Genomic DNA, 26,915 nt, shown 5'->3' with positions numbered 1-26,915 from the left:
CATGAGACGGCAGAATGATTTGCCGTGAACAAGGGTGGTACCGCGAAAAACAAAGCTTTTTCGCCCCTTTGACCTAGTGAAAAGTAGTGTCATTGTGGGGTGAGAAGGCTTTTTTATATGGTCTCAAATCTCTATCTTGAATAGAAAAGGGTGAAAGAACTTGACTGAAGCAAGACAAAGAGGAGGAAATCAAATGGGGACAAATGTACAAGTGGAGACGGAAACATCAAAAGCACCACAAACGATGAACGGTGCACTCATGTTAATTGAAGCACTCAAAAGAGAAAAAGTAGAAGTCATTTTTGGTTATCCTGGCGGAGCGGTTTTACCGATTTACGATAAAATTTACGATTCAGGTTTATTTCATGTCCTGCCAAGGCATGAACAGGGAGCGATTCACGCAGCAGAAGGGTACGCAAGAGTATCTGGTAAACCGGGTGTTGTCATTGCAACGTCAGGACCTGGTGCGACAAACCTTGTCACAGGAATTGCAGATGCGATGATTGATTCACTTCCTCTTGTTGTATTCACAGGGCAGGTGGCGACCTCAGTCATTGGATCGGATGCTTTCCAAGAAGCAGATGTGCTCGGCATCACAATGCCAATTACAAAACACAGCTACCAAGTAAGACGTCCAGAAGAGTTGCCGGGTGTCATTAAAGAGGCGTTCCACATCGCAACAACAGGTAGACCTGGTCCAGTCTTGATTGATATTCCAAAAGATGTTGCGGGCATTGAAGGAACGTTTGAATACGATCAGCCCATTGATTTACCTGGTTATCAGCCGAAAATCGAGCCGAACTATTTGCAAATTCGCAAATTAGTAGAAGCTGTGAGCAGAGCAAAGAAACCAGTTATTCTAGCAGGAGCTGGCGTTCTTCATGGCAAAGCGTCGGAAGAATTAAGGCAGTATGTAGAGCAGCAGCAAATCCCGGTCGCTCATACACTACTTGGTCTTGGCGGATTTCCGGCAAAGCATCCTCTTTTCCTAGGAATGGCTGGCATGCACGGCACATATGCGGCGAACATGGCGCTTCACCAATGTGACTTGCTCATTTCAATCGGAGCTAGATTTGATGACAGGGTAACAGGCAACCTCAATCATTTTGCCAAACATGCGAAGGTCGCTCATATTGACATCGACCCAGCAGAAATTGGCAAGAACATTCACACCCATATCCCGGTTGTTGGAGACAGTAAGCTAGTGCTTGAAGAGCTGATCAAGCAGGACGGGAAGCAAGGGGAATCAGACGAATGGAAAAACCAATTAGATCAGTGGAAGGCAGAATATCCACTCTGGTACGTCGAAAACGAAGCAGAAGGCTTTAAGCCTCAAAAGCTGATTGAATACATTCATCAATTCACAAAAGGTGAAGCCATTGTGACAACTGATGTCGGTCAGCATCAAATGTGGGCGGCTCAGTTCTATCCATTTGAAAATGCAGATAAATGGGTAACATCTGGCGGACTTGGCACGATGGGCTTCGGATTACCGGCAGCCATTGGCGCGCAGCTAGCTGATCAAGAGGCAACGGTTGTGGCAATTTTAGGAGACGGAGGTTTCCAAATGACCCTGCAAGAACTTGCCGTTATCCGTGAGCTGAACCTTCCAGTCAAAGTGATTGTTCTCAATAATCACAGCCTTGGAATGGTAAGACAATGGCAAGAGATTTTCTACGAAGAACGCTACTCGTATTCTAAATTTTCAGAGCAGCCGGACTTCGTCAAATTATCAGAAGCTTATGGCATTAAGGGAATCAGAATCTCATCAGACGAAGAGGCGAAAAAGCAGCTTGAAGAAGCGCTAACCTCTAGAGAACCTGTTTTCATCGATGTCAATGTAGCGAGAGATGAAAAAGTATTCCCGATGGTTGCACCGGGGAAAGGACTTCATGAGATGGTGGGGGTGAAACCTTGAAAAGAATTATTGTGTTGACTGTATTAAATCGATCAGGCGTACTGAACCGAATCACAGGCCTTTTTACAAAAAGACACTACAACATTGAAAGCATTACGGTCGGCCATTCTGAGATTCAAGATGTATCACGCATCACGTTCGTCGTCCATGTAGACCAAGAGAAAGACATCGAACAACTGACAAAACAGTTGAACAAACAAATTGATGTCCTCAAAGTCACAGACATTACAAACCAATCAATCGTTCAGCGAGAGCTGGCTTTGATAAAAGTCGTATCTGCACCATCATCTAGAATGGAGATCACAGGGGTCATTGAACCGTTTAGAGCTTCTATTGTAGATGTGAGCAGAGAGAGTGTCGTCATTCAGGTGACAGGTGAGTCTTCAAAAATTGAAGCACTCATTGAATTACTTAAGCCATACGGCATTAAAGAAGTCGCCAGAACTGGCACCACGGCCTTTGCGAGAGATAATCAGCAAAAGCCGCAATCAAATAAAACAATTTCAATTGTCTAAACAAAAGGAGAGAGTCAAATGGTAAAAGTATATTATAACGGTGATATTCAAGAAAACGTATTAAATGGTCAAAAGGTTGCCATCATTGGTTACGGTTCACAAGGTCACGCACACGCACTGAACTTAAAAGAAAGCGGCGTAGACGTGATTGTCGGTGTGAGAAAAGGTGGTTCTTATACAAAAGCTCAAGAAGATGGCCATCAAGTTTTCACAGTAAAAGAAGCAGCAGCACAAGCAGATGTGGTGATGGTATTACTTCCAGACGAACAGCAAAAGAAAGTATATGACGAAGAGATCAAAGATCAATTAGAAGCTGGCAACTCACTTGTATTCGCACACGGATTTAACGTCCATTTCCATCAAATTGTTCCTACAAGTGACGTAGATGTGTATCTTGTTGCACCAAAAGGTCCAGGGCATCTTGTGAGAAGAACATATGAGCAAGGCGCTGGTGTACCTGCACTATTTGCCATCTATCAAGATGTATCTGGTCAAGCGAAAGACAAAGCACTTGCTTATGCAAAAGCAATTGGCGGAGCAAGAGCAGGCGTACTTGAAACAACATTTAAAGAAGAAACAGAAACGGACCTATTCGGTGAGCAAGCAGTTCTTTGTGGAGGTCTTACTTCACTAGTGAAAGCAGGGTTCGAAACGTTAACAGAAGCTGGTTATCAGCCAGAGCTTGCATACTTCGAGTGTCTGCATGAACTAAAACTGATCGTTGACCTTATGTATGAAGAAGGACTAGAAGGCATGAGATATTCAATCTCTGATACAGCACAATGGGGTGACTTCGTATCAGGACCACGCGTTGTTGATGCAAAAGTAAAAGAATCAATGAAAGCAGTCTTGACCGACATCCAAAATGGAACATTTGCTAAAGAATGGATTGTTGAAAACCAAGTGAATCGTCCACGTTTCAATGCCATTAATGAAAGTGAAAGTGAGCACCAAATTGAAATCGTTGGAAGAAAGCTTCGGGAAATGATGCCTTTCGTCAAACAAGGAAAGAAAAAGGAAGCGGTGAGCGTCGGTGCGAAAAATTAATTTTTTTGACACAACACTTCGAGATGGAGAGCAATCACCAGGAGTGAACTTAAATGCACAAGAAAAGCTAATCATTGCAAAGCAGCTTGAGCGCCTTGGGGTTAATATCATTGAAGCGGGTTTTCCCGCTTCATCCCGAGGGGATTTCTTAGGCGTACAAGAGATTGCAAGAACAATCAAAAACTGTTCAGTTGCAGGGCTTGCACGTTGTGTGAAAGGTGATATTGATGCAGCGTGGGAAGCATTAAAAGATGGGGCTCAACCAAGAATTCACGTCTTTATTGCTACTTCTGATATTCACCTGAAGCATAAACTAAAGAAAACACGTGAGGAAGTCGTAGAACAGGCTGTCTCAATGGTGAAATACGCAAAAGAACGCTTCCCGGTTGTCCAGTGGTCAGCAGAAGATGCGTGCCGTACAGATCTTGCTTTCTTAGCGGAAATTGTAGAGAAAGTCATTGACGCTGGGGCAAGTGTAATTAACTTACCTGATACAGTTGGATACCTAGCGCCAAAAGAGTACGGAAATATCTTTAAATATATGAAGGAACACGTTCCAAATATCGATCGCGTGAATTTGTCAGCACACTGTCATGATGACCTTGGCATGGCTGTGGCAAACTCACTTGCAGCAATCGAAAATGGAGCAGATCAAATTGAAACAGCAGTCAACGGTATCGGAGAGCGAGCTGGGAATGCTGCTTTAGAAGAAATTGCAGTGGCTCTTCATATTCGAAAAGACTTTTATCAGGTCGAATCAACAATTCAATTGAATGAAATTAAGCGTACAAGTGATGTAGTGAGCAAATACTCGGGTATGATTGTACCGCGCAATAAAGCAGTCGTTGGAAACAACGCTTTTGCACATGAATCAGGTATTCACCAAGATGGTTTCCTCAAAGAAAAAACAACCTATGAAATTATTTCTCCAGAGCTTGTTGGCGTGACAACAGATGTGCTTGTCCTTGGAAAACACTCCGGAAGACATGCGTTTAAAGACCGCATGAAAACACTTGGTTTTAAACTAATGGAAGAAGAAATCAATAAGTTCTTCGAAACGTTCAAGAACTTGACGGAGAAGAAGAAAGAAATCACAGATGATGATTTGATTTCTATTATATTAGAAGAAAAAGTAGCAGACCGAAAAATTGGCTACGAATTTGAAAGCCTTCAAGTACATTATGGTACAGAACAAATGCCAACAGCAACGGTTTCTCTTAAAAATCAGGAAACGCAGGAAGTGATTCAAGAAGCAGCTACAGGTGCAGGTAGTGTAGAAGCTGTGTACAACACGCTTGAGCGCTGTATGGAGGAAAGAATTCATTTGCTAGACTATCGTATTCAATCAAATGGAAAAGGCAGAGACGCGCTAGCAGAAGTATATGTCACTGTTTCAATAGAAGGAAAAGAAACAGCAGGCCGCGGTGTGGCGCAAGATGTGCTGGAAGCATCGGCTAAAGCTTACGTCAATGCAGTGAACAGGCATTTAATCTTTAAATCAAATTTAATTGAAATTGAGAAACATCACGCGATCTCATAGGAAAGGAGGAAGGTTCTCATGAAAAAGAAAATTGCACTTTTGCCCGGCGATGGAATCGGACCGGAAGTCGTAGCATCAGCAGTCGCTGTCTTGCAAGAAACAGCGACTCAATTTCAACACGAATTCGAATTCGAAACTGCGCTCATTGGCGGTATAGCGATAGATGAAAAAAACAACCCGCTCCCAAAGGAAACAGTAGATGTGTGCAAAAGCGCAGATGCGATTTTATTAGGAGCAGTTGGTGGACCAAAGTGGGATCAAAACCCGCCAGAACTTCGCCCTGAAAAAGGCTTGCTCGCCATTCGTAAACAGCTGGACTTATTTGCAAACATCCGTCCTGTCAAAGTGTTCGATAGCTTAAGCGAGGCTTCACCGTTAAAACAAGATCACATTAGCGGAGTAGATTTCGTCATCGTTCGTGAATTAACAGGAGGCCTCTATTTTGGTGAACCAAGCGAGCGCTATACGGATGATGAAGGAAAAGAAGCTGCTGTTGATACACTCCTTTATACAAAGGAAGAGATTGTCCGCGTCTTAAAAGAAGCGTTTGACATGGCGTTAACTAGAAGAAAAAAGGTCACGTCTGTGGATAAAGCAAATGTTCTTGCTTCTAGTAAACTATGGCGAGATGCGGTAGAAGAAGTTGCATCCCAATATCCAGAAGTTGCATATGAGCACATGCTTGTTGATAATGCCGCCATGCAGCTTATTTATAAGCCCGCTCAATTTGATGTCATTGTGACAGAGAATATGTTTGGCGATATTTTAAGTGACGAGGCTTCTATGATTACTGGTTCACTTGGTATGCTGCCTTCTGCTAGTCTGTCAAGCACAGGCCTCCATTTATATGAGCCGATTCATGGTTCAGCACCCGATATTGCGGGGCAAAACGTCGCAAACCCTCTGGCAACCATTTTGTCAGCAGCAAGCTTGCTTAGAACATCCTTTGCATTAGAAGATGAAGCGGCTGCAATAGAAGAAGCCGTGGAAGCTGTTCTTGCCTCTGGCAAACGCACAAAGGATTTAGCAGCAAAAGAGGGAACATATCAAACGACTGACGATATCACCACAGCAGTTGTAGACGCACTTAAACAACGTGCGAAAACTATTGTATAAATAGAAATCTTTTTGAATTAGGTAGAGGGAGGAAAAGGGTTATGCCTCGAACAATCATCGAAAAAATATGGGATCAGCATGTTGTCAAAAGCGGCGAGGGAAAACCAGACCTTTTGTATATTGATCTGCACTTGGTGCATGAAGTGACATCACCTCAAGCATTTGAAGGGTTAAGACAAAAAGGACGCAAAGTGAGAAGACCTCAAAACACGTTTGCGACGATGGATCACAACATCCCGACTGTGAATCGATTTGTGATCAAAGATGAGATTGCTAAAAAGCAGGTGAGTGCTCTAGAGCGCAACTGTGCTGAATTTGGTGTCCGTCTAGCTGACCTTCATAGTGTAGACCAAGGAATTGTCCATGTCGTTGGACCAGAGCTTGGTTTGACACTTCCGGGGAAAACAATCGTTTGTGGAGATAGTCATACATCAACTCATGGCGCGTTTGGCGCACTTGCCTTTGGGATCGGTACAAGTGAGGTTGAACATGTGCTTTCCACACAAACACTTTGGCAGCAGCGTCCGAAAACTTTAGAAATTCGAGTAGACGGAAAGCTTCAAAAAGGGGTAACTGCCAAAGATGTCATTTTAGCAGTCATTGGTGCACACGGCGTGAAGTTCGGTTCAGGTTATGTCATTGAATACACTGGGGAAGTATTCAGAAACATGACGATGGATGAGCGGATGACCGTTTGTAATATGTCGATTGAAGCAGGCGCAAGAGCAGGGTTGATTGCACCTGACGAAGTGACGTTTGAATATTGCCGCGGACGCAAATATGCACCGCAGGGCGAAGATTTCGAAGCAGCCATTGAAGAATGGAAAGAGCTTAGAACAGATCCGGGTGCAACTTATGATAAAACCATTGTGTTAGATGGAAATGAGATTTCACCAATGGTCACGTGGGGAATTAACCCAGGAATGGTGTTGCCTGTGGATGCGTCGATCCCAGGGCCTGAGGATTTTGCACAAGAAGATGATCAAAAAGAAGCGCTCCGAGCTTACGAGTACATGGGTGTTCATCCGCATCAGCGTATTGAAGACATTACGATCGAGCATGTCTTTATCGGCTCATGTACGAACTCAAGAATGACTGATTTACGCCAAGCAGCTTCTATGATTGAAGGGCAAAAAGTAGCCGATCATGTCAGAGCGATTGTGGTGCCTGGCTCTCAAAGTGTCAAACTGCAAGCAGAAGAAGAAGGTCTTCATGAAATTTTCCTTGAAGCAGGCTTTGAATGGAGAGAATCTGGCTGCAGTATGTGCCTCAGTATGAATAATGATGTGGTGCCAGAAGGCGAACGCTGCGCGTCCACGTCAAACCGTAACTTTGAGGGGCGTCAAGGGAAGGGTGCAAGAACGCATCTTGTCAGCCCAGCAATGGCTGCAATGGCTGCAATACATGGCCGATTTGTCGATGTCAGGAAGTTTAATCAAGAGAAAACAGTCGTGTAAGGAGTTGTCAGAGATGGAGCCTTTAGTCACTCATAAAGGAAAAGCCGCTGTGCTTAACCGTATAAATGTAGATACAGATCAAATTATTCCGAAGCAATTTTTGAAAAGAATAGAACGAACAGGATATGGCCGGTTTGCCTTTTTTGACTGGCGGTTTTTAGCCGATGGCAGTCCAAATCCTGATTTTGAGCTGAATCAGCCAATTTATGAAGGAGCATCCATTTTGATCGCAGGAGAAAACTTCGGCTGCGGATCATCTAGGGAACATGCACCTTGGGCACTTGATGATTATGGTTTCAAAATTGTCATCGCGCCATCATTTGCAGATATTTTTCATCAAAACTGCTTTAAAAATGGGATGCTTCCGATTCGTCTTGATTATGATGTGTGGAAAACATTCGCAGCATCATATGAGTACAAAGGGTATGAGATGACGGTTGATCTAGAAAAACAGCAGATTCAAGACCATGAAGGGAATATAACTCCTTTTGAAGTAGACCCTCACTGGAGAGAAATGCTCCTGAATGGCTATGATGAGATCTCATTAACATTATTATTAGAAGATGACATTCAGACATTTGAAGAAAAGCGCAGCAGCTGGCTGCGTGCATAAACAACGAGAAGCCGTCCGCCCGAGGTGTGACGGCTTCTTTTTTGCATGAAAACCTCTCGTTACTTGTGTTTACTAACCTTCGTTGGTAAACTGATAAAAAATATGCGCCCGAAAGGAACGTAAGCATGAAACATGACAAGAAGAAAGATAATGTCATTTTGTTTCCTGGTCTGAAAGAAAGACTGATTGAAAAAGGAATGGCAGCATTAAAAGATAAACAGTATCAAGAGGCGCTTCAGTTATTTTCAGAAGCGAAATCTTATGATGACGATGAAGAATCCGATATTCACCTCGGTATGGCGATTTGTTTTCTAGAGCTGGGTGAGCTGCAGGATGCAAAGCGTGTTTGTGAAAAGATGTTAAATGAAGGGTATGGTCACTATTTCACCGTGCTTCAAGTGTATATGACCATCTTAATTCAGCTGAAAGAATACGAGGAAGTCAAACAGACAATTGAGGCTGTACTTGAGGAGAACCACCTTCCAGCAGAAAGCGCGGAGCATTTTTACAAGCTACTCGAATTTAGCAGAAAGATGATTGAATCGCCTGAAGAGATCTTAGATGAAGACGAGAGTGATAGCGGTGAAATCAATATAGATGATATACTCGAGCTGCCAGAAGAGCAGGTACAGTTCATCCATTCATTGAAGGACCGGAATATTACACCGCATATGGGTCTATTAAATACGATCTTACAAAAACCGGATGGCAACCCTTTGGTCAAATCCTTGATCTTGCAGCTTCTGTCAGATCATGATGTGGCAAAGCCGGTTCATGTGACGAAATTCGGAGATTCTTTAACGCTTGTGCCTTCTGAGGCCGTGAAGCCAGAGCAGATGCCGCTTCTTCAGCAAGTACTGCGTATACTGGATGATACGCTCGGCAATGAGAACCCAACCCTTTACCAAGGCGTGGAAGAGTTATGGCGCCGGCACTTATTTGTGCTATATCCATTTCTTCCTAAATACACAGATCCGAATCTTTGGGCTGCGGCTCTTCATAAAGTCGGCTATGAAATGCATGGGATTGAGATTGACCTCGAAGAATTGCATCTATTGTATGATTTTAACGAACGAGAGTTGAGAGAAGCTTGCACAATGCTGAAAGATATTGAAGAAATTTCTTATTTGTAATTTGTCGATTTAGTTGAAAGACGGACTTGTTATGTTATAATATAATGGTTGTATTTGTGCATATATAGTGCAGTTGTAAGATTCCAACGGTTGAAAGACGATATGTATAATCAAGTCAAATGTTGTATACATAATACCGCTTCTTTAGCAGAGTGCGTGGTTTTTGATTGGACGAAGTCTTTATGATGCTTTAGAATGTAACAACGCACAATCTGAATAGATTTTTGGAGGGAAACACACATGTCAGTAAAATGGGAAAAACAAGAAGGTAACGAAGGTGTCTTAACTGTAGAAGTTGACGCTGAAACATTTAACAAAGCACTTGATGATGCATTTAAGAAAGTTGTCAAGCAAGTATCTATCCCTGGATTCCGTAAAGGGAAAGTACCACGTGGTCTTTTCGAGCAACGTTTTGGTGTAGAATCTCTTTATCAAGATGCATTAGATATTCTTCTTCCAGTTGAATATCCAAAAGCAATCGACGAAGCTGGTATCGAGCCAGTTGACCGCCCTGAAATCGATGTTGAGAAAATCGAAAAAGGCGAAAGCTTAATCTTCACTGCAAAAGTAACAGTGAAGCCTGAAGTAAAACTTGGTGACTACAAAGGTCTTAACGTAGAAAAAGACGATACAACTGTCACTGATGAAGATGTACAAGAAGAGCTAAAAGCACTTCAAAACCGTCAAGCTGAGCTTGTTGTCAAAGAAGAAGGCGCAATCGAAAACGGCGATACAGTTGTTCTTGATTTCGAAGGATTCGTTGATGGAGAAGCATTCGAAGGCGGAAAAGCTGAGAACTACTCTCTTGAAATAGGTTCTGGTTCATTCATCCCTGGTTTCGAAGAGCAATTAGTTGGTCTTGAAGCTGGCGCTGAAAAAGACGTAGAAGTGACATTCCCAGAAGAATACCATGCTGAAGACCTTGCAGGTAAACCAGCTGTATTCAAAGTGAAAATTCATGAAATCAAAGCAAAAGAACTTCCAGCACTTGACGATGAGTTCGCTAAAGATGTTGATGAAGAAGTAGAAACTCTTGCTGAATTAACTGAAAAAACAAAGAAACGTCTTGAAGAAGCAAAAGAAAACGAAGCAGAAGGAAAACTTCGTGAAGAGCTAGTAGCGAAAGCTTCTGAAAATGCGGAAGTTGACGTTCCACAAGCGATGGTTGACACAGAGCTAGACCGCATGATGAAAGAATTCGAACAACGTCTTCAAATGCAAGGGATGAACCTTGAGCTTTACTTCCAATTCTCTGGTCAAGATGAAGATGCGCTTAAAGAGCAAATGAAAGAAGATGCTGCTAAACGCGTGAAATCTAACCTAACACTTGAAGCAATTGCTGCTGCAGAAGACTTACAAGTGTCTGACGAAGAAGTGGAAGAAGAACTTTCAAAAATGGCTGAAGCATACAACATGCCAGTTGAAAATATCAAACAAGCGATTGGATCTACTGAAGCAATGAAAGAAGATCTAAAAGTTCGCAAAGCAATTGATTTTCTTGTAGAAAACCGTTAATATGGTGCATAATAATAAAACAGGGCGCGAGTGACTCGTGCCTTGTTTTGTACAATTTTTGACTTATCATCGCTTCTTTTGGAAACGATAGTGTAAGTCGCATCTTTCTGTCATACATATCTCAATGTGCAGTGTTACAAACACATCATTACCGTCTTTTAGGAAAGTATGGTAAAATGCATACATACTGGACCCAGAAAGGTAGCTGACTGTTGGCTACAGGCAAGTGAAGAAGAATAAGGGGTGAAAGAATGTTTAAATTCAACGAGGAAAAAGGTCAATTAAAATGCTCGTTTTGCGGAAAAACGCAAGATCAAGTGCGTAAACTGGTCGCAGGACCTGGCGTATATATATGTGATGAATGTATCGAACTTTGCACGGAAATAGTTGAAGAAGAGCTCGGTACTGAGGAAGAAGTTGAATTCAAGGATGTTCCGAAGCCTCATGAAATTCGGGAGATTCTTGATGAGTATGTCATCGGACAAGAGAATGCGAAGAAATCCTTAGCTGTAGCGGTCTATAACCACTATAAACGGATCAATTCCAACAGCAAGATTGATGATGTGGAGCTTTCGAAAAGTAATATTTCTATGATTGGACCAACAGGGAGCGGTAAAACATTACTTGCTCAAACGCTTGCTCGTATTTTAAATGTTCCATTTGCAATTGCAGATGCAACATCATTAACTGAAGCAGGTTATGTTGGTGAAGACGTAGAGAATATTTTACTAAAGCTGATCCAAGCAGCGGATTATGATGTAGAAAAAGCGGAAAAAGGCATTATCTACATCGATGAGATCGATAAAGTAGCAAGAAAATCAGAAAACCCTTCTATCACTCGTGATGTATCTGGGGAAGGTGTACAGCAAGCCCTTTTGAAAATTCTCGAAGGAACAGTTGCTAGCGTACCGCCTCAAGGTGGACGTAAGCACCCTCATCAAGAATTCATTCAAATTGATACGACAAATATCCTCTTCATTTGTGGTGGAGCCTTTGACGGCATTGAGCAAATCATCAAACGTCGCCTAGGCCAAAAAGTCATTGGATTCGGTGCGGATAATAAAATCGAAGACCTTGAAAAAGAAGTCCTTCTATCAAAAGTACTGCCGGAAGACTTGCTTCGCTTCGGTTTAATTCCAGAATTCATCGGTCGTCTACCGGTTATTGCAAGCTTAGAGCCATTAGATGAAAAAGCACTTGTTGAAATCTTGACGAAGCCTAAAAATGCGTTAGTTAAGCAGTATACAAAAATGCTTGAGCTTGACGATGTGGAGCTTGAGTTCGAAGAAGATGCTCTCAGCGAGATTGCGAAAAAAGCAATTGAGCGTAAAACAGGAGCTCGTGGTCTTCGTTCCATCATTGAAGGCATCATGCTTGATGTGATGTTTGACCTTCCATCTCGTGATGATATTGAAAAATGTGTCATCACTGGTGAAACGGTTGCTGACGGTGAACCGCCGCGTCTTGTGTTAAAGGACGGCACAGTCGTTAATAAAGATACAAAAACATCTGCATAAGAGAAGTGATCACTCCTGAATCTTTTTGATTCAGGAGTTTTTTATTTATCGTGGAAGACGTGTTTATTCCGTCCAGCTCTAGGAAATACTAGCAGACAGAAACCAATACATACGATAGATGAAGGAGGGAGCACCGATTGAGCTGGACAGGAATCGTACTATTCATACAGTTGTTCTTCGGTATCGTCATCGGGCTGTACTTTTGGAACTTACTGAAAAATCAGCGCACACAAAAGGTGACGATAGACAAAGAATCAAAAAAAGAAATGGAAGCACTCAGAAAGATGCGATCGATCAAGTTGAGTGAACCTTTATCAGAGAGAGTCCGGCCAAAGGGGTTTCAAGATATTGTAGGACAAGAAGACGGCATTCGTGCATTAAAAGCGGCACTATGCGGACCTAACCCGCAGCATGTCATTGTCTACGGACCACCGGGTGTTGGAAAAACAGCCGCTGCTCGTCTTGTTATGGAAGAAGCAAAGCGTCACGCTGATTCTCCGTTTAAGAAAGATGCAGTGTTTGTAGAGCTTGATGCCACAACAGCAAGATTCGATGAACGAGGCATTGCAGATCCCTTAATTGGTTCCGTGCATGATCCGATTTACCAAGGGGCAGGGGCAATGGGACAGGCAGGCATTCCGCAGCCAAAACAAGGAGCAGTCACGCATGCTCATGGCGGGGTTTTGTTTATAGATGAAATTGGCGAGCTGCACCCGATCCAAATGAACAAAATGCTGAAAGTGCTTGAGGATCGGAAAGTGTTTCTAGACAGTGCCTACTACAGTGAAGAAAATACCCAAATCCCAAATCACATTCATGATATTTTTCAAAATGGGCTGCCGGCTGATTTTAGATTGATTGGTGCCACCACAAGAACGCCGGACGAAATTCCGCCAGCGATTAGATCAAGATGTTTGGAAATATTCTTTAAAGATCTTGACCAGCATGAGCTGAAAATCGTCGCTGCCAAGGCTGTCCAAAAAATTCAAAAGGAATTAAGTGATGAAGGGCTAAACCTGTTAACCTCCTATGTGAAAAATGGACGTGAAGCGGTCAATATGGTGCAGATTGCGGCTGGTATGGCGATCACTGAAAACCGAAAAGACATCACGATAGCTGATGTAGAATGGGTCATTCATTCAAGCCAGCTGACGCCAAGATATGAACAAAAAGTACCGGAAAAGCCAAAAGTGGGGGTAGTAAATGGCCTTGCCGTTTATGGACCAAATAGCGGCGCCCTGCTTGAGATTGAAGTGAATATATGTAAGGCGCTGGAAAAAGGTAGTATCAACATTACAGGTATTGCAGAAGAGGAAAGCATTGGCAACCAGTCTAAATCCATCAGACGAAAAAGTATGGCCAAAGGCTCTGTTGAAAATGTATTAACAGTACTTAGAAACTTAGGCATACGCACAAATGAATATGATATCCATATTAATTTTCCAGGGGGTGCTCCCATTGATGGGCCGTCTGCTGGGATTGCGATGGCCACCGCGATTTTCTCAGCCATTCATCAAATTCCGATCGATCATCTAACCGCCATGACGGGTGAAATTGGATTGCAAGGTCAGGTGAAGCCGATCGGTGGTGTCATACCGAAGATTAAGGCAGCCAAACAAGCTGGTGCCAAAACAGTGATTATCCCTTATGACAACCAGCAGTCGATTTTAAAAGAGATCGAAGGCGTCACCATTGTGGCTGTGAAGCACTTCCAAGAGGTGCTGGATCAGTGTTTGGTGAATCCACCAGACGAGAAGAAAGATGGACTAGAAGACGAAATGAAAAGAAAATCTGTTTAATCCCCATCACATATGGGGATTTTTTAGTGAAATAGAACTTTTTTTCTTTTTCAAGATAAAAAGAAAGGGTATACTACGATAAGATCATCATTTCTCAGGTCTTTTACATTGTACAAGACTGAAACAGGTATATTATAATGATTCATACTAGTGACGGAGGTGTCAATCAACATGGCAGATGAAATCAAAAAGAATGTTCCGCTCCTTCCATTGCGAGGTTTGCTTGTTTATCCAACAATGGTCTTGCATTTGGACGTTGGACGCGAGAAGTCTGTTCAAGCATTAGAACAGGCAATGATGAACGATCATATGATTTTTCTAGCAACACAGCGGGAAATTTCAATAGACGAACCAGGTGAAGAAGAAATTTTCAAAGTCGGCACCTACACAAAAATTAAACAAATGCTGAAGCTGCCCAATGGAACGATTCGTGTACTCGTTGAAGGTTTAAATCGAGCACAGATCGAATCATATGTGGAGTTAGAGGACTATACGTCAGTCGATATTAAAGAATTGGCAGAAGAAGAATTAAAGGACGCAGAAGCAGAAGCACTCATGCGCACTTTGTTAGATCACTTTGATCAGTACATAAAAATTTCAAAAAAAATCTCAGCTGAAACATACGCAACGGTGACGGATATTGAGGAACCGGGAAGAATGGCAGATATCGTCGCTTCTCACCTGCCGTTAAAATTAAAAGACAAGCAAGAAGTACTGGAAACAGTAGATGTCAAAAAACGGCTGAACCGGGTGATCAGCCTGATCCACAATGAAAAAGAAGTGCTGGAGATTGAAAAGAAAATCGGGCAGCGCGTCAAACGTTCAATGGAACGAACGCAAAAAGAATATTATTTGCGTGAACAAATGAAAGCCATTCAAAAAGAACTTGGAGACAAAGAAGGAAAAACAGGGGAAGTCAGTACATTAATGACTAAAATCGAAGAGTCCGGCATGCCGGATTCTGTTCGTGAGACTGCGTTAAAAGAGCTGAATCGTTATGAAAAAATCCCTTCAAGCTCTGCCGAGAGCTCTGTGATTCGAAATTATATTGATTGGCTGATCAATCTTCCGTGGGGCATCTATACAGAAGATCGTCTAGACTTAAAGCTTGCAAGCCAAATTTTAGACGATGAGCACCATGGGCTGGAAAAAGTCAAAGAACGTGTGCTTGAATATCTTGCTGTTCAGAAGCTGACGAATTCATTAAAAGGACCAATTCTTTGCTTGGCAGGACCTCCTGGAGTAGGGAAGACGTCACTTGCAAAATCCATTGCAAAGTCACTTGATCGAAAGTTTATCCGTATCTCTCTTGGTGGTGTACGTGATGAATCTGAGATTCGTGGCCATAGAAGAACATATGTGGGTGCGATGCCAGGCCGTATCATTCGTGGTATGAGTAAGGCAGGCACCATGAATCCGGTGTTCCTTTTAGATGAAATTGATAAGATGTCCTCTGACTTTAGAGGAGACCCGTCATCTGCTATGCTTGAAGTGTTAGATCCAGAGCAAAATCATAACTTTAGTGATCACTATATTGAAGAGACATTTGATTTGTCTCAAGTGTTATTTATCGCCACTGCCAATAATTTAGCAACCATTCCAGGCCCACTTCGTGATAGAATGGAGATTATCACGATTGCAGGGTATACAGAGGTTGAAAAAGCAGAGATTGTGAAAGATCATCTTCTGCCGAAGCAGCTAAAGGAGCACGGATTAAAAAAAGGGAACTTACAGCTTCGTGAAGCAGCGATTTACGATATGATTCGCTATTACACAAGAGAAGCAGGAGTTCGCGGATTAGAGCGTCAGCTTGCGGCGATTTGCCGAAAAGCGGCAAGAGCGATTGTGGCTGAAGACCGTAAACGCATCACGGTGACGGAAAAGAACTTATTTGAATATCTCGGAAAAAGACTTTACCGTTATGGTCAGGCTGAAACGACAGATCAAGTGGGCGTTGTCACAGGACTTGCGTATACCACAGTTGGTGGAGACACCTTATCTATTGAGGTATCACTCTCACCGGGTAAAGGCAAGCTTTTGTTAACAGGTAAACTCGGTGATGTCATGAGAGAATCTGCGCAAGCGGCATTCAGTTATATCCGTTCAAAAGCAGATAAACTGAACATCGATCCTAATTTTAATGAAAAGCACGATATTCATATCCATGTTCCAGAGGGTGCGGTTCCAAAGGACGGGCCATCAGCTGGTATTACCATTGCGACGGCTCTTGTATCAGCACTTACAGGACGTCCTGTGTCAAAAGAGGTTGGCATGACAGGAGAGATTACGTTAAGAGGAAGAGTGCTTCCGATTGGCGGATTAAAAGAAAAAGCATTAGGCGCACATCGCGCAGGACTGAAAACCATTATTCTTCCAAAGGACAACGAGAAGGATATTGATGATATTCCTGAAAGTGTGAGACAAGGGCTAACCTTTATTCCGGTCTCGCATTTAGATGAGGTGCTTGAGAAAGCGTTAGTAGGAGAGGGAAGATGAAAGTAACAAAATCAGATATCGTCATTAGTGCGGTGAAACCAGAGCAGTACCCAAGCGGGGGACTGCCGGAAATCGCTCTTGCTGGACGATCAAATGTTGGGAAGTCCTCGTTCATTAACTCATTAATTAATCGTAAAAATTTAGCACGTACGTCTTCTAAACCAGGAAAGACCCAGACGCTTAATTTCTACATTATTAATGATATGCTCCATTTTGTGGACGTTCCGGGCTACGGCTTTGCCAAAGTATCAAAAACAGAGCGCGAAGCCTGGGGTAGAATGATCGAAACGTATATTACGATGCGCGAAGAATTAAAAGCAGTCGTCCAAATTGTGGATCTGCGTCATAAGCCATCTGCAGAAGATGTGAACATGTATGAATTCCTTAAATATTACGGAGTTCCAGTGATCGTCATTGCAACAAAGGCGGATAAAATTCCAAAAGGCAAATGGGAAAAACATGCGAAAGTCGTCAAACAGACGCTCGACATTGACCCATCAGATGAATTAATCTTATTCTCTTCTGAAACCAAGAAGGGAAAAGATGAAGCCTGGAATGCGATTCTTGCGAAGGTTAACAGCTAAAAGAAAAGGCATCTGCCATGAGCAGATGCCTTTAAATTTGTGACAAAGGGCTAAAATAGGGATTATTTTAGCCCTTTGTCTTCTTTACAGCGTGATATGAAAACCCTTGAAGTCTAGGAAGGCCGAGTACTGGAGCGGAGATAATTTTCTATTCGTGAGCACCAGCACGCAGAACTGACACCGAATGCGAGGGTTTGTTTTCACGCTGAAGGCATCTGCCATAAGTAGATGCCTTTTTATTGTATAAGTTATTTCCTTTTTAAAAATAATAAGAGGAGACTGACTGCCATCAGTACATAGGGCCAGTACAATTCAAAGCCGGAAGTAGGGATAGAGAGTGAGCTAAGCTGTTTTGTAATTTGTTGAAAGAAATAAAGGAACAGACCGAGTCCGATTAAAGCAACACTTTCTATACGATATTCCTTTTTCTGAGATGATTTCATAAAGAGCGCAAGTCCAACGATGAACACAATCATCGTAAATGTGTCTGGCCAGTGGTCCAATTTCGGCTGAAGAATAAAGTGTAGCGAAAGGCCAGTCATGAGCATACCGATAAACACATGAGAAGTTTCCTGCTCCTTCTTTCCTTGATATAAGAAAGCAAGGCCAAAAAACAGTACAAGTGTATACCATTTCTCCTGGTCTTTCCAGATGTCAAATTGACCTCCTGAGAGAATGGCATAAAGCGCTACAGCCAGCAAAGTGAGCGGCAGCAAAATGGATTTCTTCTTCAAAGATGTCACCTTCTTTTAAGCAGATCATTTGTCCGCACACGCCAAATCTGGTAAATTGCTTGAAGTAATGATATGGCATGATTGATGTCGAACATTTTTCTACTATATCACAACATTTTTGAAATCTGTTCACAATTTTCATCCAGTTAAAAATGAATATATGTTATAATCACTATAAATAATAAATTCTATATTATAATTATTATAAATTAGATAGGGCGTTGGGGGTGCAAGCTGAAGTTATGCATATTCTTGTTGTGGGTTTAGATTATAAAACAGCCCCTGTTGAGATACGGGAACAGCTGAGCTTTGAACCGAGCGAGCTCGGAACAGCGATGTCCAAGCTTAAAGAAGAAAAAAGCATTCTAGAGAATATCGTCATCTCAACATGTAATCGAACAGAGATCTACGCAGTTGTAGATCAGCTTCATACTGGTCGGTTTTATATAAAAAGATTTTTAGCAGATTGGTTCGGTTTAGAAAAAGAGGATGTCTCTCCATATTTGAAGTTTTATGAAAACGATGGAGCGGTTGAGCATTTATTCCGTGTTGCCTGTGGACTTGATTCCATGGTGATTGGTGAAACACAAATACTCGGTCAAGTGCGCTCCAGCTTTAAAGTATCTCAAGAGGAGAAGACCATTGGTACCGTTTTCAATTATTTATTTAAGCAGGCGGTCACCGTTGCAAAACGCTCTCATGCGGAAACAGATATTGCGTCTAATGCCGTGTCTGTCAGCTATGCAGCTGTTGAGCTTGCCAAAAAAATCTTTGGACGTCTTTCTGATAAGCATGTCCTTATTCTTGGTGCGGGTAAAATGGGTGAACTGGCAGCACAAAACCTACAAGGCCAAGGAATTGGTCAGGTGACGGTCATCAATCGAACATATGAGAAGGCAAAAGAATTGGCCGGCCGTTTTTCAGGAGAGCCTAAGAGCCTAAACCAATTAGAAAAGACATTATCTGATGCGGACATTGTCATTAGCTCGACTGGTGCTAAACAATTTGTCATTACAAAAGAAATGGTCGAAAGTGCGAATAAAAAGCGGAAAGGTAGACCCCTATTTATGGTGGATATTGCAGTACCCCGCGATTTAGATCCAGCCATTTCTGAAGTAGAAGATGCTTTTTTGTATGACATTGATGATCTTGAGGGCATTGTGGCAGCCAACTTAAAAGAGCGCCGGGCAGTGGCTGAGGAGGTTGAACTCCTCATTGAAGCAGAAATTGTGGAATTTAAGCAATGGCTTAATACGCTAGGTGTTGTTCCTGTCATTTCTGCTTTAAGAGAAAAGGCGCTCACGATTCAAGCGGATACGATGCAAAGCATTGAACGAAAGCTTCCAAACCTCACGCACCGTGAAATGAAGCTGTTAAATAAACATACGAAAAGCATCATCAATCAAATGCTGAAAGATCCTATTTTAAAGGCAAAGGAAATTGCCGGGGAGCCGAATGCAGAGGAAAAACTTTTACTCTTTAAAGAAATCTTTGATTTACAGGTTGAAGATGAAGAGCAAAAGGTAGAACCTATACAGGTAGAGCAAGGGTCATTTCAGCTGTTTAAACCAAATATGGCACAAGGCTTTGCTACAGTTGCCAGTGAGTGATTAAGCGATGATGGAATCCATTGTAGCGAGACTCAACGAAGCGACGATCTTGATCTATGCACTAAGTGTCTTGTTCTATTTCATAGATTTTCTTCAACACAACCGGAAGGCTGGAAAAATGGCTTTCTGGTTGCTTTCTATTGTCTGGCTGCTGCAAACAGTCTACATGTTCTATATTATGATGGAAACAGACCGATTCCCTGTGTTGAATGTAGCAGAGGGGTTATATTTTTATACGTGGGTGCTTGTGACACTTTCACTCGTCCTCACAAAAGTATTGCGCGTTGAATTTATTGTCTTTTTTACAAATGTGATTGGTTTTTCCATGATGGCGATTCATACCTTTACACCATCTGATCTCCATTCGGCGGAACTGGCGGGGAAGCTGACGAGTGAACTGCTCGTGATTCATATTACGATGGCCATTTTATCATATGGTGCCTTTTCACTTTCATTTGCTTTTTCACTTCTCTATCTTTTTCAATATCGTTTGTTGAAAAAGAAAAAATGGGGAAAATGGCTTCTGAGAATTGAAGACTTATCAAAGCTTGATCATATGGCCTACGTGTTAAATATTATTGGCGTGCCAATGCTCTTGCTAAGTTTAATTCTTGGCATTATTTGGGCATATATTTCGTATGATACGTTGTACTGGACAGATGCGAAGGTACTTGGTTCGTTTATTATGCTGTTTTTATACGGCTTTTATTTATATATCAGATTGGCGAGAAATATGCAGGGCAAAATCGTGGCACGTTGGAATGTCGCCTCATTTCTTGTGCTGATGATCAATTATTTTCTGCTTGGTAGCTTATCAACCTTTCATTGGTTTCAATAATGATGAGTTTTAAGGGCATTGTCGGGAGGAAGACGTAATGCGTACAATTAAAGTAGGTTCTAGACGAAGTAAGCTTGCAATTACACAAACAAAATGGGTCATTCAAAAGCTGTCTGAACTAAACCCTTCTTATTCTTTCGAAATAAAAGAAATTGTGACGAAGGGTGATCAAATTTTAGATGTGACCTTATCAAAGGTTGGCGGAAAAGGACTGTTTGTCAAAGAGATTGAACAGGCAATGATGAATCATGACATTGATATGGCGGTGCACAGCATGAAAGATATGCCGGCCGCTCTTCCGGAAGGTTTAGTCATTGGCTGTATTCCTGAGCGTGAAGATGTGCGGGACGCACTTATTTCGAAGGATCATCTCCGTCTTCATGAACTGCCAAAGGGAGCCATTGTGGGAACGAGCAGCTTACGGCGTAGTGCCCAGCTTCTTCAGGAGAGACCAGATCTTGAAATTAAATGGATTCGAGGAAACATTGACACAAGACTTGAGAAGCTGAAAAATGAAGAATATGATGCCATTATTCTAGCTGCTGCCGGCCTGTCCAGAATGGGATGGAGCAAAGAGGTCGTGTCGGAATTTTTATCTCCCGATACTTGCCTGCCCGCCGTTGGACAAGGCGCGCTCTCGATCGAATGCCGCGGAGATGATGAAGAGCTATTGCAGCTCCTTGCTCAATTTACGAATGAATATACGAAGAAAACCGTACTCGCTGAAAGAGCCTTTCTCAAGCAAATGGATGGCAGCTGCCAAGTGCCGATCGCTGGTTACGCGACAATGAATGAGCGTGATGAAATTGAACTGACGGGTCTTGTGGCATCTGCTGACGGGCACACGATTATTCGAGAAACTGTAACAGGCACTGATCCTGAAGCAATTGGTGAAGCGTGCGCGAAGCAGATGGCTGATAAGGGAGCAAAGGATTTGATCGACAAGGTGAAAAAGGATCTGTCCTCCCAATGACCATAGCCAAATCGCTTCACGGGCAGACGGTGCTTGTCACTCGAAATGAACGTCAAGCGGGTGTGTTTCAGCAGAAAATTGAAGCGCTGAACGGCCATGCTGTTTTAACTTCTCTTATCAGGTTTGAGCCTACGCTCACACAAGAAAAAGCGAAGGCATTTTTAAAAGACTTAGAAGCAAGCCATTGGCTTGTTTTCACGAGTGTAAATGGTGCGTCTTTTTTTCTCAGTTATATAGAGGAGCATCATTTACATCAGAGCTTATCCCACTTGAAAGTGGCTGCTGTAGGTGAGAAAACATCTGCCTATCTTGAGCAGCATGGCTTCAAGGTTGATGTGGTCCCAGAACGATTTATAGCGGAAGAGCTGGCAGATGCCTTACTTGACCATGTGCTCCCGGGAGAGCGTGTATTTGTAGCAAAAGGCCACTTGTCACGAGATGTGGTGAAACAAACCCTCGTTCCACTTGGCATAGAAGTAAAGGAATGGATTTTATATGAAACAGTCAAGGATGAGGAGGGAATTGCCGCCCTCAAATCGGCAATGATGGAGCAATCATTTGATTTTATTACATTTACGAGCTCATCCACTGTTCATTCATTTATGCATGCCATGGAAGCAGCTGCATCTAGGTTAGCTGCATCTGACACATGTTTTGTGACGATAGGTCCTCTTACAAAAGAGGCACTGCTTCAATACGGGATTTCGTCTGAAACCCCAGATACTTATACGGTAGACGGGATGCTTGATTTGATGTGCCGTCTATCTGAAAGGAAGTTGAATCAATGATGAAATTTAATAGACACCGTAGATTGCGTACAAGCGCAGGAATGAGAGAACTAGTCAGAGAAACATTTTTAAGACCATCTGATTTCATTTATCCGATCTTTTTTGTAGAGGGAGAAAATGTCCGGAAAGAAGTGCCTTCAATGCCGGGTGTATATCACATTTCGGTGGATCTTGTGAAAGATGAAGTCCAAGAGCTTGTTGATCTTGGCATTAAATCCGTCATTGTATTTGGTGTACCAGATCACAAAGATCATGTGGGTAGTGAGGCGTATCACGATCATGGCATTGTTCAAAGAGCAACGCTTGAGATCAAAAAGCATTTCCCTGAGCTTGTTGTTATTGCAGATACTTGCTTATGCCAATATACAGATCATGGACATTGCGGAATCGTTGAAGATGGTGAAATTTTAAATGATGAATCTCTTCAGCTTTTAGCAAAAACAGCTGTTAGCCAAGCGCGTGCAGGTGCAGATATCATCGCTCCTTCAAACATGATGGATGGCTTTGTTATCGCAATCCGTGAGGCACTTGATGAAGCAGGCTTTATTCATGTGCCTGTGATGTCTTATGCCGTGAAATACGCAAGTGCTTTTTACGGTCCGTTTCGTGATGCAGCGCATAGTACACCACAGTTTGGAGATCGTAAAACGTATCAAATGGACCCTGCAAACCGTTTAGAGGCACTGAGAGAAGCGCAATCTGATGTCGAAGAGGGGGCTGACTTCCTGATTGTCAAACCATCTCTCTCTTATTTAGATATTATGCGTGATGTGAAAAATGAATTTACACTACCTGTTGTCGCTTATAATGTAAGCGGAGAGTATGCAATGGTCAAAGCCGCAGCTCAAAATGGCTGGATTTCTGAAAAAGAGCTTGTACTTGAAATGTTGACAAGCATGAAACGAGCAGGGGCAGAGTTAATCATTACGTATTATGCAAAAGATGCGGCGAAATGGCTCTCAGAATAAAGAACGGATAGACAGGAGGACGTTGAAATGGGACGTAGCTATGAAAAATCTAAGCAAGCATTTGAAGAAGCGCAGCATTTAATGCCTGGTGGTGTGAACAGCCCAGTACGTGCATTTAAATCAGTCAACACAGACCCGATTTTTATGGAACGAGGCAAAGGTGCAAAGATATACGATATTGATGGAAATGAATACATCGATTATGTCTTATCATGGGGACCGCTCATTTTAGGACATACGAATGACCGTGTTGTCGAAAGTATTCAGCGAGTAGCTGAATATGGTACAAGCTTTGGTGCTTCTACTTTAGTTGAAAATGAATTAGCTAAACTTGTATCAGAACGAGTTCCTTCTATTGAAGTCATTCGGATGGTCAGCTCTGGAACAGAGGCGACAATGAGTGCACTTCGTCTAGCACGCGGTTTTACAGGCAGAAATAAAATTGTGAAATTTGAAGGCTGCTATCATGGCCATGGTGATTCTTTACTGATTAAAGCGGGTTCAGGTGTGGCAACACTTGGGCTTCCAGATAGTCCTGGTGTTCCTGAAGGTACTGCAAGCAATACGATCACAGTTCCATACAATGATTTAGAAAGCATTCAAGTCGCTTTTCAAGAATTTGGAGACGATATCGCAGGTGTCATTGTAGAACCGGTAGCAGGAAATATGGGCGTTGTTCCTCCGCAAGAAGGTTTCTTGCAAGGACTGAGAGACATCACTGAACAATACGGATCTTTACTCATTTTTGATGAGGTCATGACAGGTTTCCGTGTGGATTATCACTGCGCGCAAGGCTATTTTGGCATCACACCTGATCTGACGTGCCTTGGTAAAGTCATTGGAGGCGGTCTCCCGGTCGGCGCTTATGGCGGAAGAGCGGATATTATGAGACAAATTGCGCCAAGTGGTCCGATCTATCAAGCAGGGACTTTATCTGGTAACCCTCTTGCGATGACAGCAGGCCTCGAAACATTAAAACAGCTGACACCTGAGTCTTATGAAGAGTTTAGACGAAAAGGGGATCGACTGGAAGAAGGAATTTCGAAAGCAGCGAAAGCACATGGTATTCCATTAACGTTTAACCGTGCGGGTTCCATGATCGGATTTTTCTTTACAAATGAACAAGTCATCAATTATGACAAAGCGAAAACAGCTGATCTTGATTTATTCGCTGAATTTTACAAGGAAATGGCTGACCACGGCATCTTCCTTCCACCTTCTCAATTCGAAGGATTGTTCCTATCCACTGCTCATACGGATGAAGACATCGAATATACGATTGAGACAGTGGAAAAGGTTTTTCAAAAACTACGTCGATAAACAGAAGCCGATATGGAGACATATCGGCTTTTTTGCGTTGGAGAAAACCAATCATATTTTCACCGCCTCTCACATACACCTGTATTGACATCTAATTTTATTTTGAAGGATTAGATGAAAGGAGGACACCGACTTGTCTCAAAACAATCGATTACAGTTTTCGGTAGAAGAATCCATTTATTTCAAAAACGGACAGGAAGTCAGTGAGCTACTGTCAATTTCTCTCGATCCTGACATTCTCGTTCAAGAAGTGAATGATTATGTTTCCATTAGAGGTTCACTCGAGCTAACAGGAGAATACAACATAAATCAAGAGGAGCGATTGGGTGAATCCAGTTCCTATGCATCATACAGGCAAGCTGATGAGGTGAAGGTAAGAGAGGACGGAACAGCAGAGCTTCTGCATCAATTTCCAGTGGATATCACCATCCCTAAAAACAAAATCAATCATTTAAATGATGTGTTTGTGTTTATTGATGCGTTTGATTACCAGCTCACAGAAAGCCGTTTGCTCACCATTCAGGCTGATCTAGCGATTGAGGGTCTGTTAGATGAAGAAACGCCTCAAGTGCCTGTAGAGGAGCCCTATGAATTTGTGCAACGTACTGAAGAGGAATATGGCGATGTGACCTATGAATATCAGGCGCAGCCGGAGCATGAGGAACAAGAAGAGCTGCAAGACAATGAACGTCAGGACTATGAAGAACAGGCTGCAATACAAATTGACGACGCACGCACCGAGCAAGAAGATGATGAAGAAATGGAAGAATTGAAAGAACCGGAGGACCAAGAAGAAACAATGGCACTTGGTTATCGCTCCTTCCCTGAAGCTCAGGTGCAAGAGCCGCCGTTTTTTGAACCGCCTAAGCTATTAGAAGAAGAGGAGCGAGATGAGGCGTTCTTTGAGGTGGAAGTGAGAAAAGACCCTGAAGCAGCCGAAGAGCAAGAAGAAACGGTTCCAGCGTATCCGGCATTTGAACCACCTGCTTATCATATGGAACCGGTGCAGGAAGAGCGGGATGACACTTATCAAATCGAGCGATTATATGAACGGGAAGCACCAAAGGTGTATGAGTCTGCTCAAGAAGCGGAGGAGCCTGAAAATGACGTGAGGGAAACGTCTGGCAGTGAGAATTCTCTTTATTTAACGAAGCTGTTCGCTAAGCAGGAGGAGGAAGATTTTTCTCGCATGAAAATTTGTATAGTTCAGCAAGAAGATACGGTCGATCGTATTTGTGAGCGATATCAGTTGAATGTGCAGCAGCTCCTTCGAACGAACTCATTATCGGTTGATGCGGAGCTTGAAGAAGGGCAGATCCTTTATATTCCTGAATATCAAAAAAGCAACGCATAGCAAGCGATGACCGACCGAGAAAATGTGGTGAATGAACGTGGATGAAATCCAATCTGTCCTATATGAATATGGGCTTGAGGCTGAATACATTGAACCTGTTAGTCCTGCTGTCGTCAAGGTGTATACAAAGCAGGGCGTCTTTGCCCTAAAGAGAGTGAAAGCAAATCGACAAATGCAGTTTACAGAACAAATGCTTGAACTAGAATCAAAAGGTTATCGCTCCTTTGTGCCGATTTATCGGACGAAGAGCGGTTCCTTTTTCTCAAGTCATCGGGAAAGCCAGTACGCATATTATCTCATGCCATGGCTGACGAATGAAAAGCGAGAAGAGCAGGACGATAAACATGAATATTTATTTCAAGAGATTGCAAGACTCCATAAACGAACTGAAGTGATGATGGACATCACAGAGCGAGAAATTGAAGCCCATTACACACAAATCAAGACCAAATGGGAAACAGAGAAAGACATGTATGAACGATTCATAGAGCGGGCAGAGCAAACGTGGTATATGTCGCCATTTGAGCTGGCCGCTGCTATGTATTTTTCAGAAGCTATGTCTGCCAGTGAATTTGCGCTTGAACGATTAGAGGATTGGCATGAGGAAATGAAAGAACAAGAGACAACACGTGTTGTGTTAAATCATGGGCAGCTGTCGATCCATCACTTTTTGTATAATGATGTAGGCACAGGACATTTCACCAACTTTGAGCGGTCCAAAAAGGCCGCCCCCATTTATGACCTTCTGACCTTTTACTTTCGGACATTCAAAACCTATCCTACGTCTTGTCCTGAATGCACTTCCTTGTTTTATACGTATCAAAAGGGGAATCCTCTTCGGGAGGAAGAGCTTCATTTGTTTTTAAGCTATCTCGCTTATCCGCAAGGTCTGTTTGATATGGTGAAAGCCTATGAAACAGGCAGGCAGGATGAGATGGAAAGCTGTCAGCAGCTGTTAAGAGCGTATTGGCAAATGAAAAATTCAGAGCCGACGGTCATGAAGATTCATGAGATTGAGCAGGCTAGACGCCTTGAAGAAGAGCAAAATGCCTCGTCATCAGCAGAATGACGAGGTGATTT

At 42.6% G+C, this 26,915-nt stretch carries 22 protein-coding genes and 1 other annotated feature (1 of these 23 only partly in view); of the genes, 21 read left to right on the top strand and 1 reads right to left on the bottom strand.

Annotation, left to right across the window (positions count from 1 at the left end):
- Positions 1-71: a binding site (T-box leader), on the top strand (it extends 177 nt beyond the left edge of the window).
- A 122-nt stretch (positions 72-193) separates the two neighbouring features.
- The 13 genes from ilvB to yihA all read left to right on the top strand — a co-directional run bounded on the left by ilvB (position 194) and on the right by yihA (position 17,250).
- Complete coding sequence (gene ilvB, locus C6W18_RS04165; protein ID WP_105926123.1) at positions 194-1,918, top strand: acetolactate synthase large subunit; 1,725 nt, start codon at positions 194-196, stop codon at positions 1,916-1,918.
- Positions 1,915-2,433, top strand: coding sequence for an acetolactate synthase small subunit (ilvN, locus tag C6W18_RS04160; RefSeq protein WP_034321175.1), 519 nt, complete (start codon positions 1,915-1,917; stop codon positions 2,431-2,433). The genes ilvB and ilvN overlap by 4 nt, the downstream gene beginning before the upstream one ends.
- Positions 2,434-2,451: 18 nt before the next feature.
- Positions 2,452-3,480 (top strand): ketol-acid reductoisomerase, encoded by a 1,029-nt coding sequence (ilvC, locus tag C6W18_RS04155; RefSeq protein WP_105926121.1) that lies wholly within the window; start codon positions 2,452-2,454, stop codon positions 3,478-3,480.
- On the top strand, positions 3,467-5,020 hold the full coding sequence (locus C6W18_RS04150) for a 2-isopropylmalate synthase (protein WP_034321182.1): 1,554 nt from the start codon (positions 3,467-3,469) through the stop codon (positions 5,018-5,020). The genes ilvC and C6W18_RS04150 overlap by 14 nt, the downstream gene beginning before the upstream one ends.
- Before the next feature lie 18 nt (positions 5,021-5,038).
- The gene (gene leuB / locus C6W18_RS04145; protein ID WP_105926119.1) at positions 5,039-6,136 is read left to right on the top strand and encodes a 3-isopropylmalate dehydrogenase; all 1,098 of its coding nucleotides are present in this window, start codon (positions 5,039-5,041) and stop codon (positions 6,134-6,136) included.
- Positions 6,137-6,177: 41 nt separating this feature from the next.
- A complete protein-coding gene (gene leuC, locus C6W18_RS04140) occupies positions 6,178-7,593 on the top strand; it encodes a 3-isopropylmalate dehydratase large subunit (RefSeq protein WP_034321188.1) in 1,416 nt (471 codons plus the stop codon).
- Between the two features lie 13 nt (positions 7,594-7,606).
- Positions 7,607-8,206 (top strand): 3-isopropylmalate dehydratase small subunit, encoded by a 600-nt coding sequence (gene leuD / locus C6W18_RS04135; RefSeq protein WP_105926117.1) that lies wholly within the window; start codon positions 7,607-7,609, stop codon positions 8,204-8,206.
- A 125-nt stretch (positions 8,207-8,331) separates the two neighbouring features.
- A complete protein-coding gene (gene ddcA / locus C6W18_RS04130) occupies positions 8,332-9,339 on the top strand; it encodes a DNA damage checkpoint antagonist DdcA (protein ID WP_034321194.1) in 1,008 nt (335 codons plus the stop codon).
- Positions 9,340-9,579: 240 nt separating this feature from the next.
- The gene (gene tig / locus C6W18_RS04125) at positions 9,580-10,854 is read left to right on the top strand and encodes a trigger factor (RefSeq protein WP_034321196.1); all 1,275 of its coding nucleotides are present in this window, start codon (positions 9,580-9,582) and stop codon (positions 10,852-10,854) included.
- 251 nt (positions 10,855-11,105) lie between these two features.
- Positions 11,106-12,371: an ATP-dependent protease ATP-binding subunit ClpX gene (gene clpX / locus C6W18_RS04120; protein WP_034321198.1), complete on the top strand. Its 1,266-nt coding sequence runs from the start codon at positions 11,106-11,108 to the stop codon at positions 12,369-12,371.
- A 137-nt stretch (positions 12,372-12,508) separates the two neighbouring features.
- On the top strand, positions 12,509-14,170 hold the full coding sequence (gene lonB / locus C6W18_RS04115; RefSeq protein ID WP_034321201.1) for an ATP-dependent protease LonB: 1,662 nt from the start codon (positions 12,509-12,511) through the stop codon (positions 14,168-14,170).
- A gap of 171 nt (positions 14,171-14,341) precedes the next feature.
- Positions 14,342-16,666, top strand: coding sequence for an endopeptidase La (gene lon, locus C6W18_RS04110; protein WP_105926115.1), 2,325 nt, complete (start codon positions 14,342-14,344; stop codon positions 16,664-16,666).
- Positions 16,663-17,250, top strand: a complete 588-nt coding sequence (yihA, locus tag C6W18_RS04105; protein ID WP_105926113.1) for a ribosome biogenesis GTP-binding protein YihA/YsxC — start codon at positions 16,663-16,665, stop codon at positions 17,248-17,250. The genes lon and yihA overlap by 4 nt, the downstream gene beginning before the upstream one ends.
- Positions 17,251-17,498: 248 nt before the next feature.
- Here the strand turns inward: yihA and C6W18_RS04100 are convergent, their stop codons facing one another.
- Positions 17,499-17,984, bottom strand: a complete 486-nt coding sequence (locus C6W18_RS04100) for a hypothetical protein (RefSeq protein ID WP_034321210.1) — start codon at positions 17,982-17,984, stop codon at positions 17,499-17,501.
- 242 nt (positions 17,985-18,226) lie between these two features.
- On the opposite strand from C6W18_RS04100, the gene hemA reads away from it, so the two are divergent.
- The 8 genes from hemA to ysxE all read left to right on the top strand — a co-directional run bounded on the left by hemA (position 18,227) and on the right by ysxE (position 26,904).
- Positions 18,227-19,594 carry a glutamyl-tRNA reductase gene (gene hemA / locus C6W18_RS04095; RefSeq protein ID WP_105926111.1) on the top strand — a complete coding sequence of 456 codons (1,368 nt, stop codon included), beginning with the start codon at positions 18,227-18,229 and terminating at the stop codon, positions 19,592-19,594.
- A 7-nt stretch (positions 19,595-19,601) separates the two neighbouring features.
- A complete protein-coding gene (locus C6W18_RS04090; RefSeq protein ID WP_105926109.1) occupies positions 19,602-20,432 on the top strand; it encodes a cytochrome c biogenesis protein in 831 nt (276 codons plus the stop codon).
- 37 nt (positions 20,433-20,469) lie between these two features.
- The gene (hemC, locus tag C6W18_RS04085; protein WP_105926107.1) at positions 20,470-21,405 is read left to right on the top strand and encodes a hydroxymethylbilane synthase; all 936 of its coding nucleotides are present in this window, start codon (positions 20,470-20,472) and stop codon (positions 21,403-21,405) included.
- Entirely contained in the window at positions 21,402-22,193 is a 792-nt protein-coding gene (locus C6W18_RS04080; RefSeq protein ID WP_105926105.1) for a uroporphyrinogen-III synthase, read from the top strand. Before hemC ends, C6W18_RS04080 begins: the two co-directional genes overlap by 4 nt.
- On the top strand, positions 22,190-23,161 hold the full coding sequence (gene hemB, locus C6W18_RS04075; protein ID WP_105926103.1) for a porphobilinogen synthase: 972 nt from the start codon (positions 22,190-22,192) through the stop codon (positions 23,159-23,161). The genes C6W18_RS04080 and hemB overlap by 4 nt, the downstream gene beginning before the upstream one ends.
- A gap of 27 nt (positions 23,162-23,188) precedes the next feature.
- Positions 23,189-24,481, top strand: a complete 1,293-nt coding sequence (gene hemL / locus C6W18_RS04070) for a glutamate-1-semialdehyde 2,1-aminomutase (protein WP_034321225.1) — start codon at positions 23,189-23,191, stop codon at positions 24,479-24,481.
- A 133-nt stretch (positions 24,482-24,614) separates the two neighbouring features.
- Positions 24,615-25,835, top strand: a complete 1,221-nt coding sequence (gene spoVID / locus C6W18_RS04065) for a stage VI sporulation protein D (RefSeq protein ID WP_034321227.1) — start codon at positions 24,615-24,617, stop codon at positions 25,833-25,835.
- 37 nt (positions 25,836-25,872) lie between these two features.
- Positions 25,873-26,904 carry a spore coat protein YsxE gene (ysxE, locus tag C6W18_RS04060; RefSeq protein ID WP_105926101.1) on the top strand — a complete coding sequence of 344 codons (1,032 nt, stop codon included), beginning with the start codon at positions 25,873-25,875 and terminating at the stop codon, positions 26,902-26,904.
- The last annotated feature ends 11 nt before the right edge of the window (positions 26,905-26,915 follow it).

This window comes from Bacillus sp. LLTC93, from assembly GCF_002993125.1.
GTDB lineage: Bacteria > Bacillota > Bacilli > Bacillales > Bacillaceae > Bacillus > Bacillus zhangzhouensis.
Note: the sequence above shows the minus strand (reverse complement) of the source record. Positions and strands in the feature narration are given on the sequence as shown.

Excerpts from the sequence above, each read along its gene's own strand:
- hemB (WP_105926103.1), top strand. The coding sequence starts at position 22,190 with ATGATGAAATTTAATAGACACCGTAGATTGCGTACAAGCGCAGGAATG.
- clpX (WP_034321198.1), top strand. The coding sequence starts at position 11,106 with ATGTTTAAATTCAACGAGGAAAAAGGTCAATTAAAATGCTCGTTTTGC.
- yihA (WP_105926113.1), top strand. The coding sequence starts at position 16,663 with ATGAAAGTAACAAAATCAGATATCGTCATTAGTGCGGTGAAACCAGAG.
- leuC (WP_034321188.1), top strand. The coding sequence starts at position 6,178 with ATGCCTCGAACAATCATCGAAAAAATATGGGATCAGCATGTTGTCAAA.
- C6W18_RS04090 (WP_105926109.1), top strand. The coding sequence starts at position 19,602 with ATGATGGAATCCATTGTAGCGAGACTCAACGAAGCGACGATCTTGATC.
- hemC (WP_105926107.1), top strand. The coding sequence starts at position 20,470 with ATGCGTACAATTAAAGTAGGTTCTAGACGAAGTAAGCTTGCAATTACA.
- lon (WP_105926115.1), top strand. The coding sequence starts at position 14,342 with ATGGCAGATGAAATCAAAAAGAATGTTCCGCTCCTTCCATTGCGAGGT.
- tig (WP_034321196.1), top strand. The coding sequence starts at position 9,580 with ATGTCAGTAAAATGGGAAAAACAAGAAGGTAACGAAGGTGTCTTAACT.
- ddcA (WP_034321194.1), top strand. The coding sequence starts at position 8,332 with ATGAAACATGACAAGAAGAAAGATAATGTCATTTTGTTTCCTGGTCTG.
- leuB (WP_105926119.1), top strand. The coding sequence starts at position 5,039 with ATGAAAAAGAAAATTGCACTTTTGCCCGGCGATGGAATCGGACCGGAA.
- leuD (WP_105926117.1), top strand. The coding sequence starts at position 7,607 with ATGGAGCCTTTAGTCACTCATAAAGGAAAAGCCGCTGTGCTTAACCGT.
- ilvB (WP_105926123.1), top strand. The coding sequence starts at position 194 with ATGGGGACAAATGTACAAGTGGAGACGGAAACATCAAAAGCACCACAA.
- ilvC (WP_105926121.1), top strand. The coding sequence starts at position 2,452 with ATGGTAAAAGTATATTATAACGGTGATATTCAAGAAAACGTATTAAAT.
- hemA (WP_105926111.1), top strand. The coding sequence starts at position 18,227 with ATGCATATTCTTGTTGTGGGTTTAGATTATAAAACAGCCCCTGTTGAG.
- hemL (WP_034321225.1), top strand. The coding sequence starts at position 23,189 with ATGGGACGTAGCTATGAAAAATCTAAGCAAGCATTTGAAGAAGCGCAG.
- C6W18_RS04080 (WP_105926105.1), top strand. The coding sequence starts at position 21,402 with ATGACCATAGCCAAATCGCTTCACGGGCAGACGGTGCTTGTCACTCGA.